Origin of the sequence: Streptomyces bambusae, from assembly GCF_019400985.1 — a bacterium.
Classification (GTDB): Bacteria; Actinomycetota; Actinomycetes; order Streptomycetales; family Streptomycetaceae; genus Streptomyces; species Streptomyces bambusae_A.
In genome coordinates this window covers 1-15425 of sequence record NZ_WTFF01000062.1, presented here as the reverse complement: position 1 = coordinate 15425, position 15425 = coordinate 1, and the positions used below count along the sequence as shown (strand labels likewise).

Here is a 15425-nt window from a genome sequence, read left to right as displayed (position 1 = left end):
CTGGGCGTACGTCCCCGACATCGGAAGGGCAGGACAACACCATGAGCACGATCCTCGTCACCGGAGGCACCGGAACCCTCGGCTCGCTCGTCGTGGAGCGGCTGCGGGCCGCGGGCCACGAGGTCCGCGTGCTGAGCCGGCACGCCCCGGACTTCCCCGTGGACCTGCGGGACGGAGCCGGCCTGGACGCGGCCCTGGCGGGCGCCGACACCGTGGTGCACTGCGCGAGCAGCCCGCGCGGCGGCGACGACACCGCGGCCGGCCACCTGATCGCCGCGGCGCGGCGGGCCGGGGTGGGGCACGTCGTGTACATCTCGATCGTCGGCGTGGACGTGGTGCCGTTCGGCTACTACCAGGTCAAGCACAAGGTCGAGCGGATGCTGGAGGAGTCGGGCCTCGGCGTGACGATCCTGCGCACGACCCAGTTCCACGACCTGGTGGCCCAGGTGTCCGCCGCGGTGGCCAAGCTGCCGGTGGCACCGGTCCCGGCGGGCGTCCGCGTCCAGCCGGTCGCGGTCGAGGAGGTCGCCGACCGGCTCGCCGAACTGGCCGCCGGCGCGCCGGCGGGCCGCGTCCCGGACATGGGCGGCCCGCGCACCCAGAGCCTCGCGCACCTGGTGCGGACCTACCTGGCCGCGCAGGGCTCGCGCCGCCGCGTCGTCGAGGTCCCCCTGCTGGGCAAGGCGTACGCCGGCTTCCGGCGCGGCGGCCACCTGGCCCCGGAGCACGCAGTGGGCCACGGGACGTTCGAGGCCTACCTGGCGGCGCGGAAGACGGCGTAGCGGAAGGCGGCGTAGCAGCAGCTTCGCGGCGTAGCAGCAGCTTCCCGCCCGGCGCGGAAGGCGCGTGGCAGCAGCTTCCCGCCCGGCGCGGAAGGCCGTGCAGCGGCTGCCGCCCGCCGCCGGGTCACCCCGGGCTGAACAGCGCCTCCTGGGCCGCGTCCCGGGCCGCGAGCCGGGCGCCCTCCAGGACCGCGTCACCGCCGAGGGTGGTGGCCCGGACCGACGTGGGCACCGGGGTGAGGGTCGCCAGGCGGGCGGTGACGCGGGCCGCCAGGTCCGGGCCGCCCGCGAGGCCGAGTTCGCCGCCCAGGACCACGCAGCCGGGATCGAGCACGGCCGCCACGGCCGCCGCCCCCAGGGCGAGGCGTTCGGCCAGGGCGTCCAGGAAGGCCTCGCCGCCCGAACCCGCCACCGCCTCCTCCGGCGTCCCGGCGAACCCGTGCTCCACTGCGAGCGCGGCCACCGCCTCGCGCCCGGCCAGGGCGTGGAACCCGCCGCCGCAGTCGGTGGCGGAGGGCAGGGCGGCGGTGCCGGGTACGGGCAGGAAGCCGATCTCGCCGGCGCCGCCGGAGGCGCCCCGGCGCAGCCGGCCGTCCAGGACCACCGCGGCGCCCACGCCCGCGCCGAGCCAGAGCAGGACGAAGGAGTCCAGCTCGCGTGCGGCGCCGCAGCGCTGCTCGGCGACGGCGGCCAGGTTGGTCTCGTTCTCCACCAGGATCCGGGCGGGCAGCTCCCGCTGGAGGGCGGCCACCAGCTCCCGGTGCCAGGCCGGCAGGCCGGTGGTGTCGCGCAGCTCGCCGGTCCCCGGGGAGACCAGTCCGGGTGCGCCCACCGCCACGGTGTGCAGCTCGGCCGCGCCCACCGCTTGGGCCGCCCGGCGGAGTTCGGCGACGGCCGCGGCCGGGGCGTCCACCGGCAGCGCCGTCCGGTGCAGGGGCGTGCCGAGCAGATCGGTGACGACCGCCGTCGCGCTGTCGGTGCGTACGTCGAGGGCGGCGAGGAAGGCGCGCCCGGCGACGATGCCGTACAGGCGGGCGTTCGGCCCGCGGCGCTGCGCGCCGGATTCGCCGACCACCTCGATCATCCCGGCCGCGGCGAGCCGCTCGACCAGGTCCGCGACCGAGGGGCGCGACAGGCCGGTGAGCGTCTTGAGCTGGGCGGCCGTCAGGGGTCCCTGGTCCTGGAGGAGCCGCAGCGCCAGCCGGTCGTTGATCGCCCGGGCGGTGCTCGGCGAGGCCGGGGCGGGGGCGGGGGCGGGAACCGTGGGGGTCATGGGGGGCACCGGGGTCACGGAGTCATCCTAGGCAGCCGTTCGGGAGCTGTTCGGGGCCGGGCGGGAAGGCCGTTCGGAGGGGCTTCGGAGGGCCGTGGGGAGGAGGGCTGTGGGGAGGGCTGTGGGGAGGAGGGCCGTGGGAAGGGCCGCTCGGAGACCCTCCCCCTTCGGCCGGTGATCGCATTTCACTATCTATCAGGGAGCCTGCCTGATAGTTTACGGGCCATGACGACAGGGGAACCCGAATCCAGCCCGTCGCGGCTTCGCCGCGCCCGTTTCTCCATCGCCGCCGTCTTCTGCGCACACGGCGCGGTCACCGGCAGCTTCGCCACCCGTATCCCCTGGATCCAGGACCACGCCGGGCTCGACGCGGGCAGCCTGGGCCTGGCCCTGGCCTTCCCCGCCCTCGGCGCCGCGCTCGCGATGCCGCTGGCCGGCCGGATCAACCACCGCTTCGGCGCCCGCGCCGCCCTGCGCGGCCTGCTGGTGCTGTGGACGCTCTCCCTCGTGCTGCCGAGCCTGGCGCCGGACTTCGTCACCCTCTGCGCGGCCCTCCTCGTCTACGGCGCCACCTCCGGAATGTCGGACGTCGCGATGAACGCGCTCGGGGTGGAGACCGAGAACCGGTTGGGCCGCTCGATCATGTCCTCGCTGCACGGGATGTGGAGCGGCGGCGCCCTGCTCGGTTCGGCGGCGGGCACGGCCGCCGCGCACGCCGGCGCCGACGCCCGGCTGCACCACCTGGTGGCCGCGCTGGCGCTGACCGGCGCCGGGCTGGCGGCCGTCCACGGGGTCCTCGACCTGCGCAGCACACAGGACGAGGAGGCACCCGCGCACTTCGCCCTGCCGCCGCGGTCGGCGCTGCTCATCGGGGCGGTGGGCTTCGCCGCGGTCTTCGCCGAGGGCGCGAGCATCGACTGGTCCGCGGTCTACCTGCGGGACGTGCTGGACACCGACGCCGGCCTGGCGGCGGCCTCCACCACCGCCTTCGCGCTGACGATGACGGCGGCCCGGCTCCTGGGCGACCGGGTGGTGGACCGGTTCGGCGCGGTGCGCACGGTCCGCACGGGCGGGGTGCTGGCCACGGCCGGCGGACTACTGGTCGTCCTGGTCCGGCACCCCGCGGCCGCCCTGGCCGGCTTCGGCCTGATCGGGCTGGGCGTGGCCGTGGTGGTCCCGCTCGCCTTCGCGGCCGCCGCCCGCAGCGGTCCGGCGCCGGCCCAGGCCATCGCCGGGGTCGCGACGATCACCTACACCTCGGGGCTCATCGCCCCCTCGGCCATCGGCGCGGTGGCGGACGCGACCTCGCTCGCGGTGTCGTTCGCCCTGGTGACGGCCCTGGCGTTCCTGCTGGTCCCCGGCGCCGCCGTACTGCGCAGACACCGCCCGGGCACCGGGGCCGCTGCACCGGACCGGGACGGAGCAGCCGCTGCCCGGCCGTAGCATGACGCGGGAATGATCTGCGGGAAGGCTCTGGCGGGGAACGCTCCGGCACAGAGCACGTCACGCGTGCGCGCGGGCGCGCACGACGTGGCGGAACGTTCCTCCTCCCCCACCATCCGGCCGGCGAAACGGAGTAGACCATGGCCCTGGGCGTGCGCTGGACCCTGCACGGAGACGGGCGGACCCCCGCCCCCGGCGCGGTGGTCCGGCCGGACGAGCGGCTGAGCTGGCCGCGTACCGCCGGGCTCGGCGCCCAGCACGTCGTGGCGATGTTCGGCGCGAGCTTCGTGGCGCCCGTGCTGATGGGTCTCGACCCCAATCTCGCCATCATGATGTCCGGGCTCGCGACGATGATCTTCCTCCTCGCGACCCGCGGCCGGATCCCCTCCTACCTGGGCTGCTCGCTCTCCTTCGTGGGCGTCGCGGCGGCGATCCGGGCGGGCGGTGGCGACAGCGCGACCGTCACCGGCGCGGTGTTCGTCGTCGGCGCGGCCCTCTTCCTTGCGGGCCTGGCCGTCCAGCGCTTCGGCGCCCGGATCATCCACGCGGCGATGCCCCCGGTGGTCACGGGCGCCGTGGTGATGCTGATCGGCTTCAACCTCGCGCCGGTCACCGCCGCCACCTACTGGCCGCAGGACCAGTGGACGGCCCTGCTGGTGATGCTCTTCACCGGCCTGGCCGTGGTGTGCCTGCGCGGCTTCTGGTCCCGGATCGCGATCTTCCTGGGGCTGGTCTTCGGCTACGGGCTCTCGTGGGTCCTCGACCGGGTCTTCGGCCGGATCCACTCGCCGGTCGGCGGCGCCGAGGCGGTCGACCACTGGCGGCTGGACCTGTCCGGGGTCGGCAAGGCCGACTGGATCGGGCTGCCCTCCTTCCACGCGCCGGCCTTCGAGTGGTCGGCGATCCTGGTCGCCCTGCCCGTCGTGATCGCGCTGATCGCCGAGAACGCCGGACACGTCAAGGCGGTCGGCGAGATGACCGGGGACGCGCTGGACGACCGGCTGGGCACGGCGATCGCGGCGGACGGCGCGGCCTCGATGCTGTCGACGGCGGTGGGCGGCCCGCCCAACACCACGTACTCCGAGAACATCGGTGTCATGGCGGCGACCCGCGTGTACTCCACCGCCGCGTACTGGGCGGCGGCCTGCTTCGCCCTGCTCTTCGGCCTGTGCCCGAAGTTCGGCGCGGTCGTCGCGGCGATCCCCGGCGGGGTGCTGGGCGGCATCACCGTCATCCTCTACGGCATGATCGGCCTGCTCGGCGCGCAGATCTGGATCAACGGCCATGTGGACCTGCGTAATCCGCTGAACCTGGTGCCCGCCGCGGCCGGCATCATCATCGGCGTCGGCGGGGTGAGCCTGAAGATCACCGAGAACTTCGAGCTCGGGGGCATCGCCCTGGGCACGATCGTCGTCATCACCGGCTACCACGCGCTGCGCTTCTTCGCCCCCGCGCACCTCAAGCAGCAGGAGCCGCTGCTGGACGCCGGCACCTCCGCGTACGACGAGCAGGGCACGGACGACGAGCGGGCCCCGCGGGACACGCGTTCCTGAGGCGGTTTCGCCCGAACCGGGGAAGCGTACGGCCAAGTTCCCCGCGGCGGCGCCGCGGCCTGGGAACCTCACTGCCATGGAAGCGGTGCTCGCGCGGATGCGCGCCCTGGACGAGAGGCTGCCCGCGCACGACGGGGTGGCGGTCTTCAACCGGGTGTACCTGACGGTGACCCAGACGCTGCACGACCGCATCGGGCGCGGTGACTTCCCCGTCCCGCGCCGGGCGGCGGTGCTGGGCGTCCGGTTCGCCGAGCGGTATCTCGCGGCCGTGGACGCGGCCGCCGAGGGGCGGCGGCCGCCGGCGTGCTGGCGGCCGCTGTTCCAGTACCGGCGCCACCCGGGCGTGCATCCCCTCCAGCACGCGCTGGCCGGGATCAACGCCCACATCGGGCACGACCTGGCCCTGGCGGTCGTCGCCGCCTGCCGCTCCCTGGAGTGCGCGCCGGGCGCTCTGGAGGGCGACTTCGACCGGGTCGGCGACACCCTGGTCGCGCTGGAGGAGCACATCCGCGAGGACCTGATGCCGGGCCCGGACCTGCTCCAGATCGCCGATCCGCTGACCCACCTGGTCGGCTCCTGGAGCCTGGAGCGGGCCCGGGCGGGGGCGTGGGCGGGTGCCCGGATGCTGTGGACCCTGCGCGAGCTGCCCGACCTGGCCGAGGAGTTCACCGACTCGCTGGACGCGGGCGTCGGCCTGATCAGCCGCTGCCTGCTGACGCCCACGGGCTGCGCCGCGTACCGCACCGCCTCCTGAGGGCCGGGGCGCTGCGGGGGCCGGCCGGACATGGGAACGGGCCGCCACCGCGCTCGGGGGAGTGCGCGGGGGCGGCCCGTGGCCTCAGGGGGTGAGCCGGTGCGGAGGTCAGTCCTCCGGCAGCTCGACCGGGGCGATGTCGTCGTAGAGGTCGCCGGGGCCCGGGTTGGTGGCGTCCGTGGAACCGCCGAGGTGGTGCATGACACCCCATACGGCGTTCAGCGCGGTCTGCACGGCGCCCTCGGCCCAGCCGGCCGTCCAGGAGATGTCGTCGCCCGCGAGGAAGATGCCGCGCTTGTCCTCGGGGAGGCGGTCCTGCATGAAGTGGGTGAACAGGCGGCGCTGGTAGCGGTAGTGGCCGGGCAGGTTGGCCTTGAACGCGCCCATGAAGTAGGGCTCGTTCTCCCAGGAGACCGTGACCGGGTTGCCGATGATGTGGCGGCGGATGTCGACCTTGGGGTAGATCTCGCCGAGGGACTTCAGCATGACCTCCATCCGCTCGCTCGCGGACAGCGGCAGCCACTTCAGGCTGTCGTCGCACCAGGTGTACGACAGGCAGATCACGGCCGGCTGGTCCGGGCCGTTGTCCAGCAGGTAGGTACCGCGGGTCATCCGGTCGGTCAGCGTCATCGACATGGTGTCGCGGCCGGTCTCCTCGTCCTTGTCCAGCCAGAACGGCCGGTCGACGGGGACGAAGAGCTTGGAGGACTCCATGTAGTGGGTGCGCTCGATCGCCGTCCAGTGGTCGATCGGGAAGAGCGAGTCGTCGCACTCGATCTTCGACAGCAGCATCCAGGACTGCGCGGTGAAGATCGCGGCCCGGTAGGTGCGGATGTCGCCGGAGGAGTCGGTGACCGTGATGCGGTTGCCGGCGGTGCGGTGCAGGCGGGTCACGGCCGGGCGCGGGGTGCCCTCGTGCAGGGAGGACAGCGAGGTGCCCTCGGCCCAGTGGACGATCTTCTCCGGCTCGCGCTCCCACAGGCGCAGCGGAAGCGCCTGCGAACCCTCGACGATGCCGCGGTGGTGGTCGTCCGCCTCGGTGTAGACGACGCGGAGGATCTCCAGGATGGAGTTCGGGAAGTCGGTGTCCCAGCCGCCGGTGCCGAAGCCGACCTGGCCGAAGATCTCGCGGTGCCGGAAGGACTTGAAGGCCTCGGACTCGCACAGGTAGCCGTAGAAGGTCTGGTTGTCGAGCTTCTCGACGAGCCTGGCCCAGATCTCGCGGATGCGCGGGACGTCGCGCTCGCGCATGGCCTGGTTCATGTCGGAGAAGTCGGCGCCCTCTTCGAGGCAGGCGTTCCAGGCGGCGGCGACGTCGCGGTAGACCTGCGGCAGGTCGTCGATGGTCTCCGCGTAGTGGCTCTCGCCCTTGAGGTCGACCACGGTGGAGGGGGTGGCCTCGGCCAGCGGGTTCGGGAAGGGCCGGGTCGTCAGGCCGACCAGGTCGATGTAGTGCTGCAGCGCCGTGGAGGACGGCGGGAAGCGCATCGCGCCCATCTCGGCGGTCAGGCCCTCGGTGCCCTGGCCCTCGAAGCCGACGGTGCGCAGCCGGCCGCCGATCTGGTCCGCCTCGTAGACGACGGGCTTGAGGCCCATCTTCATCAGCTCGTAGGCGGAGATGATGCCCGACAGGCCGCCGCCGATGACCGCGACCTCGGTGCCGTGCTCGGTCGCCGGTATCTGGCCCAGGCCCGCGGGGTGGGCGAGGAAGTCGTCGTAGGCGTACGGGAAGTCCGGGCCGAACATGGTGATCGGCGGCATCTCGGGCTGGCCGTCGTTGTGCGGGACGGCGGTGGTGGGCACCGTGGACGTCATGGGGTACGACTCCTTGCGGGCAGGGCTCTGGCGGGGGCGGAGCGGGGGCTGCGGGGGACGGGCTGGGCGGCGGGGTCAGACGAGGGCGGAGTACAGCCCGGGACGGCGGTCGCGCAGGTACGGGTTGTTCTCCCGCGAGGCGGTGAGCAGCTCGGGGTCGGCCTCGCCGAGCACCATCTCCTCGCCGCGACCGGCGCGGGTGCGGGTGGTGCCGTCGGGGCTTGCGAGGCAGCTGAGGCCGACGAACTCGAACTCGCCCTCCGGGCCGGTGCGGTTGACGTACGCGATGTACATCTGGTTCTCGAAGGCCCGGACGGGGACGAGCTGCTCGGCGACGAACTGGAACGGGTGCATCTGGGCGGTGGGCACCAGGAGCAGGTCGGTGCCGGCCAGGGCGTGCGCCCGGACGTTCTCGGGGAACTCGACGTCGTAGCAGATCATGATCCCGATGCGCAGGCCCGCGTACTCGGCCTGGACGACGGGGGTGTCACCGGGGGTGAAGGCGTCCTGCTCGAAGCAGCCGAAGAGGTGGGTCTTGCGGTAGTTCGCCAGCGGGGCGCCGTCGGGGCCGACGAGCTGCGCCGAGTTGTACACGGTCGCGTCCGCTCCCTCGCCGTCGCGCTCCGGGTAGCCGTAGAGCACGGCCAGGGAGTGGCGGCGGGCGATCTCGCCGATGGCCCGGGCGGACGGGCCGTCCGCCGGCTCGGCGAGGGCGGGGACGTCCTTGAGGTCCAGCGCGTAGCCGGTCAGGAACATCTCCGGGGCCACGAGGAGCCCGGCCCCGCTGCGCGCGGCGCGCGCGGCGGCCTCGTCGAGCGTCCTGAGGTTCTCGGCGACGTCGCCGAGGACTCCGGAGCTCTGGAGGAGGGCGGTGCGCAACGGGGGCATGGGGTACCTCTGTGGCAGGTGGGGTGTGCGGTCCTTAGAAGGTACGTTTCGCCGTCCGGCCGGAACAAGGCGCGACTGTTGCGTCCCGTCGAACGATTCGTTGCGTGTTTGCGGGTCCGGACGGCGATTCGTTGCGTGGGCCTGTGTGCCCTGTGTGCGTGACCGCGGTCAGTCGTGCGTGCGGCGGACCAGCAGGGTGACGAAACCCCAGGTCGCGCGGTAGGCGCGCAGCCATTCGGTGCGGTGCGCGGTGGCGACGGCGAGCGCGTGGTCCCGGTCGGGGTGCTCCGGCCGGTCCAGGGCCCAGGCGGCCAGCGAGCCGGTCCACGACCACTCGTAGTCGTCGAGCTCCTCGCGGGTGCTGACGTGACCGTACACGGGCGTCCAGCCGGCCGCTGTGACCTGCTCGACGGTGCCGGCGAGGTCGCGGAAGTCACCGAGGAGCTCGACGGCCTCGGGGCTGGGCTCGCGCTCCCAGTAGCCGTCGCCGATCAGGACGTGGCCGCCGGGGGCGAGGTGGGCGCGGGCGGCGTCCAGGGTGGGCAGCAGGCCGCCGAAGGCGTGGACGGAGCCGATGCTGAGGACGAGGTCGTAGGGGGTGGGGGCGGCGTAGTCCGCCGCGGGGACCTGGTGGAGGGTGAGGCGGTCGGCGAGGCCGCGGGCCTCGGCGGCGGCGCTTGCCGCGTCCAGGGCGGGGCCGGAGATGTCCACGCCGTCGGCGGTGGCGTGGGGGTGGGCGGCGAGGGTGCGGAGCAGCCATTCGGCTTGGCCGCAGCCGAGGTCCAGGGCGCGGGCGCGGGTGGGGCTTTGGCTGCCGGCGGGCAGCGCGCGCTGGAGCAGCCGGTCGACGGCGGTGTCGCCTACGGGGGCGGCGATGGGGTGGTGGGTGTGGGCGAGGCGGGAGATGTCGTCACGATGCACGCCAAGGGATCGTGCCGGAGTGGCCTTGGATCCGCACCAGGTTTTCCCCGCCCCGGAGCCGTGCCGCTGCGCGGAGCCTTTCCCCACCCCGCCCCTTCCCGAACCCGGGACTCCGCCCCGGCCCCCGCCGCGGGGGCTCCGCCCCCACACCCCCGCGCCTCAAACGCCGGCGGGGCTGAAATGGGCCGGGCTCCGCAGCCGAAGCTGCGCCCCGTGAGGGGCGCGGGGAACTGCGCGACCAGCCACAGCGAACCGCAGGGTCCGCCACGGCCAGGAAGGCCCCCGAACAGGGGAAGGGTCCGGGGCGGAGCCCCGGACCGGGACGGGGCCAGGCCCCGTCAGGGGCGCGGGGAACTGCGCGATCAGCCACGGCGAACCGCAGGGTCCGCCACGGCCGGGAAGGCCCCCGAACAGGGGCCGGGTCCAGGGCGGAGCCCCGGTCCGGGACAGGGGCCTGGCCCTGGTGAGCCTCGTCCCCCCGGGAAGGTTAGGCCGGGGCCCCAGACGTGAAGCGGCGCAGGAGGGGCGAGAGGACGAGCACCGACTTGGTTCGTTCGACGAATGGCTCGCCCGCGATGCGTTCCAGGACCCGCTCGAAGTGACGCATGTCGGACGCGAAGATCTGGACCAGGGCGTCCGCGTCGCCCGTCACGGTCGACGCGGACACCACCTCGGGGTAGCGCTCCAGGCCCCGCCGGATGTCGTCCGGCGAGGTGTTGTGCCGACAGTAGATCTCGATGAAGCCCTCGGTCTCCCAGCCCATCGCGGCGGGGTCGACGCGGACCGTGAAGCCGGTGATGGCTCCCTCGGCCCGCAGCCTGTCCACCCGCCGCTTGACCGCGGGGGCGGACAGGCCCACCTCGGAGCCGATGTCCGCGTAGGAGCGGCGGGCGTCCTCGGCGAGGGCGTGCACGATGCGTTCGTCGAGATCGTTCAGTCGCACGGGGCGTGGGTCACTTATCTGTCGGTTCCTCCGCCGTCGCCAGCGCGGACAGACCCAGGCTGGAGCGGCGCATTCCGTAGAAGAAGTAGATCACGAGTCCGGCGACCATCCAGCCACCGAAGTACGCCCAGGTGATCCACGGCAGCTCCCACATCAGGTAGGCGCAGAAGGCGAAGCCCAGGATCGGGGTGACCGGGAAGAGCGCGACCTTGAAGGTGCGGTTCATCTCCGGGCGGGTGTAACGCAGGATCACGACGGCCGCGTTGACCAGCGCGAACGCGAAGAGCGTGCCGATGCTGGTGGCGTTGGCGAGCTCGCCCAGCGGGATGAAGGCGGCGAGCACGGCGCAGAAGAGGCAGACGATGATCGTGTTGATCCGCGGGGTGCCGGTCTTCTCGTCGACCTTGGCGAACGCCTTGGGCACCAGGCCGTCGCGGGACATCGCGAACAGGATGCGGGTCTGGCCGTAGAGCACGGCGAAGACGACGCTGGCGATGGCGACGACGGCGCCGGCGGCCAGGACGATGCTCCAGAAGGCGTGGCCGGTGACGTTCTCCATGATCTGGGCGAGCGCGGCCTCGGTGCCCTCGAACTCCTGCCAGGGCATGGCGCCGACGGCGACCAGCGCGACCAGGCAGTACAGGCCGGTGACGATCAGCAGCGAGAGCATGATCGCGCGGGGCAGGTCCTTCTTGGGGTTCTTGGCCTCCTCACCGGCGGTGGAGGCGGCGTCGAAGCCGATGTAGGAGAAGAACAGCATGGAGGCGGCGGTGCTGATGGCGGTGACGCCGAGCGGGGCGAGCGGGGTGTAGTTGCCGGCCTTGATGCCCATGAAGCCGATGACGCAGAAGAGGACCAGCGTGACGATCTTGACCGCGACCATGATCGAGTTGATCCGCGCGCTCTCCTTGGCGCCGCGGAGCAGGAAGACCATGCAGAGCAGGACCACGACCAGGGCGGGCAGGTTGATGTAGCCGCCCTCGCCCAGCGGGGCGGAGAAGCCCTGGGGGATGGTGATCCCGACGAGGCCGTCGAGGAGTTCGTTGAGGTACTGGCCCCAGCCGACGGCCACGGCCGCGACGGAGACGCCGTACTCCAGGACCAGGCACCAGCCGCAGACCCAGGCGACGAGCTCGCCCATGGTGGCGTACGCGTAGGAGTACGAGGAGCCGGAGACCGGTATGGAGCCGGCCAGCTCGGCGTAGGACAGGGCCGAGAAGAGCGCGGTCAGGCCCGCGACGATGAAGGCGATCCAGACGGCCGGGCCGGCGATCGGGGTGGCTTCGCCGAGGACGACGAAGATGCCGGTGCCCAGGGTCGCACCGATGCTGATCATGGTCAGCTGCCACATGGTGAGCGAGCGCTTGAGCGCACCGCCCTCGCCCTGCCCGGCCTCGGAGACGAGGCGCTCGACGGGCTTGCGGCGAAGCAGCGGGTTGGCGGGCCGCTGGGTGAGCGGCGGCGCCTGGCCGTGGTCCAGCACGAAGGGACTCCTTTGACACTGCGGATCAGGGGCAAGGCATCGACCGCAGCGGTCCTCTGGAGGAGCTGGCCTGGACAGGCCGGTGCAGGGGGACCGCCGAGCAGGCGGTCGCGCCACTCCACGTACAGCGAGTGAGCCTAGGGGCTGGGGGTTCCCGCCCGTAATGCACCATCCTTGCATATTCGCGAACGATCGTTGCGCGGATCTGTCCTGGATGGCCCTTTGTTGCGCTCGGACGATCGATCAGTGCGCGATCACCCTCCGCGACATTTCTTGACACCTCGTCAGGTTTGCCGCAGCGTGCCCTGCGCAACCTCGCATCAGCGGTGCATCGGCGGCGGCGCGATCGGAGGCGGACGTGAGCCCTGACGGACGGTGGCTGGACCCGGGTCCGTACCTGCGCGGGGTGGCCTGGCGCGACGGCAGCGGACGGGTGCTGCGGGCGGACCCCGCGGACACGATGAGGCTGCCCTGGGACACCGGGGAGCGGGCCACGCTGCCGATCGGGGTGCGCCTGGAGTTCACGGCGCAGGCGCCGGCGCACGCGGTGGAGATCCACTACCGGGCGACCGTGCCCGGCCCCACGGACGCGCTGCGCGACCTCTCGCACGGCTTCGCCCTGTGGAACCGCGAGGGGCTGCTGACCGAGGTGTTCACCGAGCCGGCGCACGAGTCGGTCGTACGCATCGGGCTGCCGGCGGGCCCCGGCCCGTACACCGTGCATCCGCCCGAGGGCCAGTCCCCGCTGGTGCTGGGCCTGCGCGGGATCGGCGGCGCTCTCGCCCCGGCGCCGGCCGCGCCGCGCTGGGTGGTGCACGGCGACTCCATCACCGAGGGCTGGTGGTCCACCCGCCCCGCGCACGGCTGGCCCGCGGTCGCCGGGCGGGCCCTGGGCTGGGACACCGTCAACCTGGGCTACGCGGGGGCCGCGCGCGGGGAGCTGGCCGTCGCCGAGCAGCTGGCGGCCCTGCCGGCCGAGGCGCTCACCCTGGCCTTCGGCACCAACTGCTGGACCCGGGTGCCCCACACGGCGCCCCTGTTGTACGAGACCACCCGCGCCTTCCTCGAACTGGTCCGGCAGGGACACCCGCGCACCCCGCTGCTGCTCCTGTCCCCCGTGCTGCGGCCGGACGCCGAGCGGACCCCGAACCGGCTGGGCGCCACGCTGGGCGCGCTGCGCGACGCGATGGAGCGGGCCGTCGGCGACCGGATCGCGGCCGGCGACGACCGGCTGGCGCTGCTGCCGGGGCGGGACCTGCTGGGCCCAGAGCACCTGGCGGACGGGCTGCACCCGAACGACGCCGGACACGCGCTCCTCGCCATGTCTGTGGTCACGGCCCTGCGCCGGGCCGGGTTCACCGGCGGGTGAGTGAACCTCCCCACACGGATCGCGTTGAACAGGGGCGGGTCCGCAGGGCGTGTCATCCGCACAGTCGCCCGCTCCTGACGGCGGGTGGCACGGATCACATGTGGGAGAGATCATCATGGGTGCACTGCGCGGAACTTCCCTCGCGGCCGTCGCGATCGTCGTCGCCCTCACGGCGACGGCGTGCGGCCAGGCGCAGGACAAGGCCGGTACGGCCCCCGCCGGCGCCGCGGTACCTGCCCAGGCACCGGCGGAGGCCGACGTGAAGGAGGGCGGTCCGCTGGCCGTCCGGCAGGACGAGCAGCTGGGTCCGGTCCTGAACGACGCGGCCGGCTTCACCCTCTACCGCTTCGACAAGGACACCGCGAAGCCGCCGAAGTCGAACTGCGACGGGGACTGCGCGAAGGCGTGGCCGCCGGTGCCGGCGGGCGACAAGCAGGCCGCGGCGGGCGTGGACGCGGCCCTGCTGGGCGAGGTGGTGCGCAGCGACGGCACCCGGCAGCTGACGGTGGCCGGCTGGCCGGCGTACCGCTACGCGAAGGACGCCGCCCCGGGCGAGACGAAGGGCCAGGGCGTCGGCGGCACCTGGTTCGCCCTCGCGCCCGACGGCAAGAAGGCCGCCAAGGCGGGAGGCGGGGAGGGCGCCGGCCAGCCCGCCGGCGGGGACGGCTACGGCAGCGGCGGTTACGGCGGCGGCAGCGGCAGCGGTGCCGCCCCGGCCGGGCAGCTGCCGGGCCTGTCGGTGGCCAGGAACGCCAAGCTGGGCGAGCACGTCGTCGACCGGAACGGCATGACGGTGTACCGGTTCAAGCCGGACACGGCGTGGCCGATGGTCTCCAAGTGCACCGGCGACTGCCTGGTGAAGTGGCCGGTCGTGGAGCCCGTGGACAAGGCGGACACCAAGGGCATCAACACGGAGAAGAACTACTCGGTGCTGGACCGCCCCGACGGCAAGAAGCAGCAGAGCATCGGCTGCTGGCCCCTCTACACCTTCGCGGGCGACAAGAAGCCCGGCGACGCCAACGGCCAGGGCGTGGGCGGCACCTGGTACGCCGTGGCCCCCGACGGCAAGCTCATCACGGCCCAGTAGCGGCAGCGCCCAGTAGCGGCAGCGGCGGCTTCCGGACCGCGCGGCCCCCTCCCTCCCCTCCAGGGGGCCGCGCACACCGGCACACCTGTGTAGCGTGGGCGCATGCTGCGCGTGCTGGCCGTCGACGACGAGAAGCCCCTCCTGGAGGAGCTGCTCTACCTGTTGCGCTCCGACCCCCGGGTGGCGAGCGCGGAGGGGGCCTCGGACGCCACGCAGGCGCTGCGCCGGGTCACGCGGGCCCTGGAGTCGGGGCCGGACGGCGCCGACGGGATCGACGTCGTCTTCCTCGACATCCACATGGCGGGACTGACCGGGCTGGACATCGCCCGCCTGCTGGCCGGTTTCGCCCGGCCGCCGCTGATCGTGTTCGTCACCGCCCACGAGGGCTTCGCCGTACAGGCCTTCGACCTCAAGGCGGTGGACTACGTGCTCAAGCCCGTCCGCCCGGAGCGGCTGGCGGAGGCGGTCCGCCGGGCCTGTGCGCAGCTGGGGCGGGCCGGGGCCGAGGAGGCACCACCCACCGCGGCGGCGCAGCAGCGCCGGACCCGGCCCGAGGTGACCGTCGCGGACCGTACGGCCGATCAGATCGCGGTCGAGCTCGGCGGGGTGACCCGGTTCGTCACCATCTCCGACATCGCCTACGTCGAGGCCCAGGGGGACTACGCCCGGCTGCACACGGACGAGGGCAGCCATCTGGTCCGGATCCCGCTGTCGACCCTGGAGGAGCGGTGGGCGTCCCGGGGCTTCGTCCGGATCCACCGCCGCCATCTGGTGGCGCTCGGCCGGATAGACGAACTGCGGCTGGACGCGGGCACCACCAGCGTCCGGGTCGGCTCGGCCGAGCTCCAGGTGAGCCGGCGGCACGCGCGGGCCCTGCGGGACCTGCTGATGCGTCAGGCCACCGGCTGACCGCCTGCACCGTCTGCACGGCGAGGAGCGGGTGTGGCCCCCGGGGCACCGGCGCACCGGCGCGTCAGCGGTCACCCCGCCCGGTCTGCCCGCCGGTCGTTCCCGGCCCTGTCGGCCCTGCGCCCCCGCCGCTGGGCGCAGCGGCGGTGCCGTTCGTCGCGCGGGCACGTGCGTCTGTCTCTTATAACCATCTCCGGGCCCCAGG

The 15425-nt window shown here is 73.6% G+C and carries 13 protein-coding genes; 7 read left to right on the top strand and 6 right to left on the bottom strand.

Features of this window, described 5'->3' with window-relative positions:
- The first annotated feature begins 41 nt into the window (after window positions 1-41).
- On the top strand, window positions 42-782 hold the full coding sequence (locus GPJ59_RS11705) for an SDR family oxidoreductase (protein ID WP_219666941.1): 741 nt from the start codon (window positions 42-44) through the stop codon (window positions 780-782).
- Between the two features lie 124 nt (window positions 783-906).
- Here GPJ59_RS11705 and GPJ59_RS11700 read toward each other — a convergent pair whose 3' ends face one another.
- The gene (locus GPJ59_RS11700) at window positions 907-2055 is read right to left on the bottom strand and encodes an ROK family transcriptional regulator (RefSeq protein ID WP_219666954.1); all 1149 of its coding nucleotides are present in this window, start codon (window positions 2053-2055) and stop codon (window positions 907-909) included.
- Between the two features lie 225 nt (window positions 2056-2280).
- Here GPJ59_RS11700 and GPJ59_RS11695 point away from each other — a divergent pair, with 225 nt between their 5' ends.
- The 3 genes from GPJ59_RS11695 (at window position 2281) to GPJ59_RS11685 (ending at window position 5805) form a co-directional block, all read left to right on the top strand.
- On the top strand, window positions 2281-3498 hold the full coding sequence (locus tag GPJ59_RS11695) for an MFS transporter (protein WP_219666940.1): 1218 nt from the start codon (window positions 2281-2283) through the stop codon (window positions 3496-3498).
- A gap of 140 nt (window positions 3499-3638) precedes the next feature.
- On the top strand, window positions 3639-5051 hold the full coding sequence (locus GPJ59_RS11690) for a uracil-xanthine permease family protein (RefSeq protein WP_219666939.1): 1413 nt from the start codon (window positions 3639-3641) through the stop codon (window positions 5049-5051).
- A gap of 76 nt (window positions 5052-5127) precedes the next feature.
- On the top strand, window positions 5128-5805 hold the full coding sequence (locus GPJ59_RS11685) for a DUF5995 family protein (protein ID WP_219666938.1): 678 nt from the start codon (window positions 5128-5130) through the stop codon (window positions 5803-5805).
- Between the two features lie 108 nt (window positions 5806-5913).
- On the opposite strand, the gene GPJ59_RS11680 is transcribed toward GPJ59_RS11685, so the two are convergent.
- The 5 genes from GPJ59_RS11680 to GPJ59_RS11660 all read right to left on the bottom strand — a co-directional run bounded on the left by GPJ59_RS11680 (window position 5914) and on the right by GPJ59_RS11660 (window position 11855).
- Window positions 5914-7620, bottom strand: a complete 1707-nt coding sequence (locus GPJ59_RS11680; protein ID WP_219666937.1) for a flavin monoamine oxidase family protein — start codon at window positions 7618-7620, stop codon at window positions 5914-5916.
- 75 nt (window positions 7621-7695) lie between these two features.
- Window positions 7696-8508: a carbon-nitrogen hydrolase family protein gene (locus tag GPJ59_RS11675; protein WP_219666936.1), complete on the bottom strand. Its 813-nt coding sequence runs from the start codon at window positions 8506-8508 to the stop codon at window positions 7696-7698.
- A gap of 168 nt (window positions 8509-8676) precedes the next feature.
- A complete protein-coding gene (locus GPJ59_RS11670; RefSeq protein ID WP_219666935.1) occupies window positions 8677-9429 on the bottom strand; it encodes an SAM-dependent methyltransferase in 753 nt (250 codons plus the stop codon).
- A gap of 487 nt (window positions 9430-9916) precedes the next feature.
- Window positions 9917-10372: an Lrp/AsnC family transcriptional regulator gene (locus tag GPJ59_RS11665; RefSeq protein ID WP_030027017.1), complete on the bottom strand. Its 456-nt coding sequence runs from the start codon at window positions 10370-10372 to the stop codon at window positions 9917-9919.
- 10 nt (window positions 10373-10382) lie between these two features.
- Window positions 10383-11855, bottom strand: a complete 1473-nt coding sequence (locus GPJ59_RS11660; protein ID WP_219666934.1) for an amino acid permease — start codon at window positions 11853-11855, stop codon at window positions 10383-10385.
- A gap of 358 nt (window positions 11856-12213) precedes the next feature.
- On the opposite strand from GPJ59_RS11660, the gene GPJ59_RS11655 reads away from it, so the two are divergent.
- The 3 genes from GPJ59_RS11655 (at window position 12214) to GPJ59_RS11645 (ending at window position 15220) form a co-directional block, all read left to right on the top strand.
- Window positions 12214-13224, top strand: a complete 1011-nt coding sequence (locus tag GPJ59_RS11655) for a GDSL-type esterase/lipase family protein (protein ID WP_219666933.1) — start codon at window positions 12214-12216, stop codon at window positions 13222-13224.
- Between the two features lie 115 nt (window positions 13225-13339).
- Window positions 13340-14311, top strand: a complete 972-nt coding sequence (locus GPJ59_RS11650; RefSeq protein ID WP_219666953.1) for an SCO0930 family lipoprotein — start codon at window positions 13340-13342, stop codon at window positions 14309-14311.
- A 102-nt stretch (window positions 14312-14413) separates the two neighbouring features.
- On the top strand, window positions 14414-15220 hold the full coding sequence (locus tag GPJ59_RS11645; RefSeq protein WP_219666932.1) for a LytR/AlgR family response regulator transcription factor: 807 nt from the start codon (window positions 14414-14416) through the stop codon (window positions 15218-15220).
- Window positions 15221-15425: the final 205 nt, after the last annotated feature.

What these genes read in the sequence shown, in the direction of transcription:
- GPJ59_RS11650 (WP_219666953.1), top strand. Translation starts at nt 13,340, where the DNA reads ATGGGTGCACTGCGCGGAACTTCCCTCGCGGCCGTCGCGATCGTCGTC.
- GPJ59_RS11705 (WP_219666941.1), top strand. Translation starts at nt 42, where the DNA reads ATGAGCACGATCCTCGTCACCGGAGGCACCGGAACCCTCGGCTCGCTC.
- GPJ59_RS11685 (WP_219666938.1), top strand. Translation starts at nt 5,128, where the DNA reads ATGGAAGCGGTGCTCGCGCGGATGCGCGCCCTGGACGAGAGGCTGCCC.
- GPJ59_RS11645 (WP_219666932.1), top strand. Translation starts at nt 14,414, where the DNA reads ATGCTGCGCGTGCTGGCCGTCGACGACGAGAAGCCCCTCCTGGAGGAG.
- GPJ59_RS11690 (WP_219666939.1), top strand. Translation starts at nt 3,639, where the DNA reads ATGGCCCTGGGCGTGCGCTGGACCCTGCACGGAGACGGGCGGACCCCC.
- GPJ59_RS11675 (WP_219666936.1), bottom strand. Translation starts at nt 8,508, where the DNA reads ATGCCCCCGTTGCGCACCGCCCTCCTCCAGAGCTCCGGAGTCCTCGGC.
- GPJ59_RS11695 (WP_219666940.1), top strand. Translation starts at nt 2,281, where the DNA reads ATGACGACAGGGGAACCCGAATCCAGCCCGTCGCGGCTTCGCCGCGCC.
- GPJ59_RS11680 (WP_219666937.1), bottom strand. Translation starts at nt 7,620, where the DNA reads ATGACGTCCACGGTGCCCACCACCGCCGTCCCGCACAACGACGGCCAG.
- GPJ59_RS11700 (WP_219666954.1), bottom strand. Translation starts at nt 2,055, where the DNA reads ATGACCCCCACGGTTCCCGCCCCCGCCCCCGCCCCGGCCTCGCCGAGC.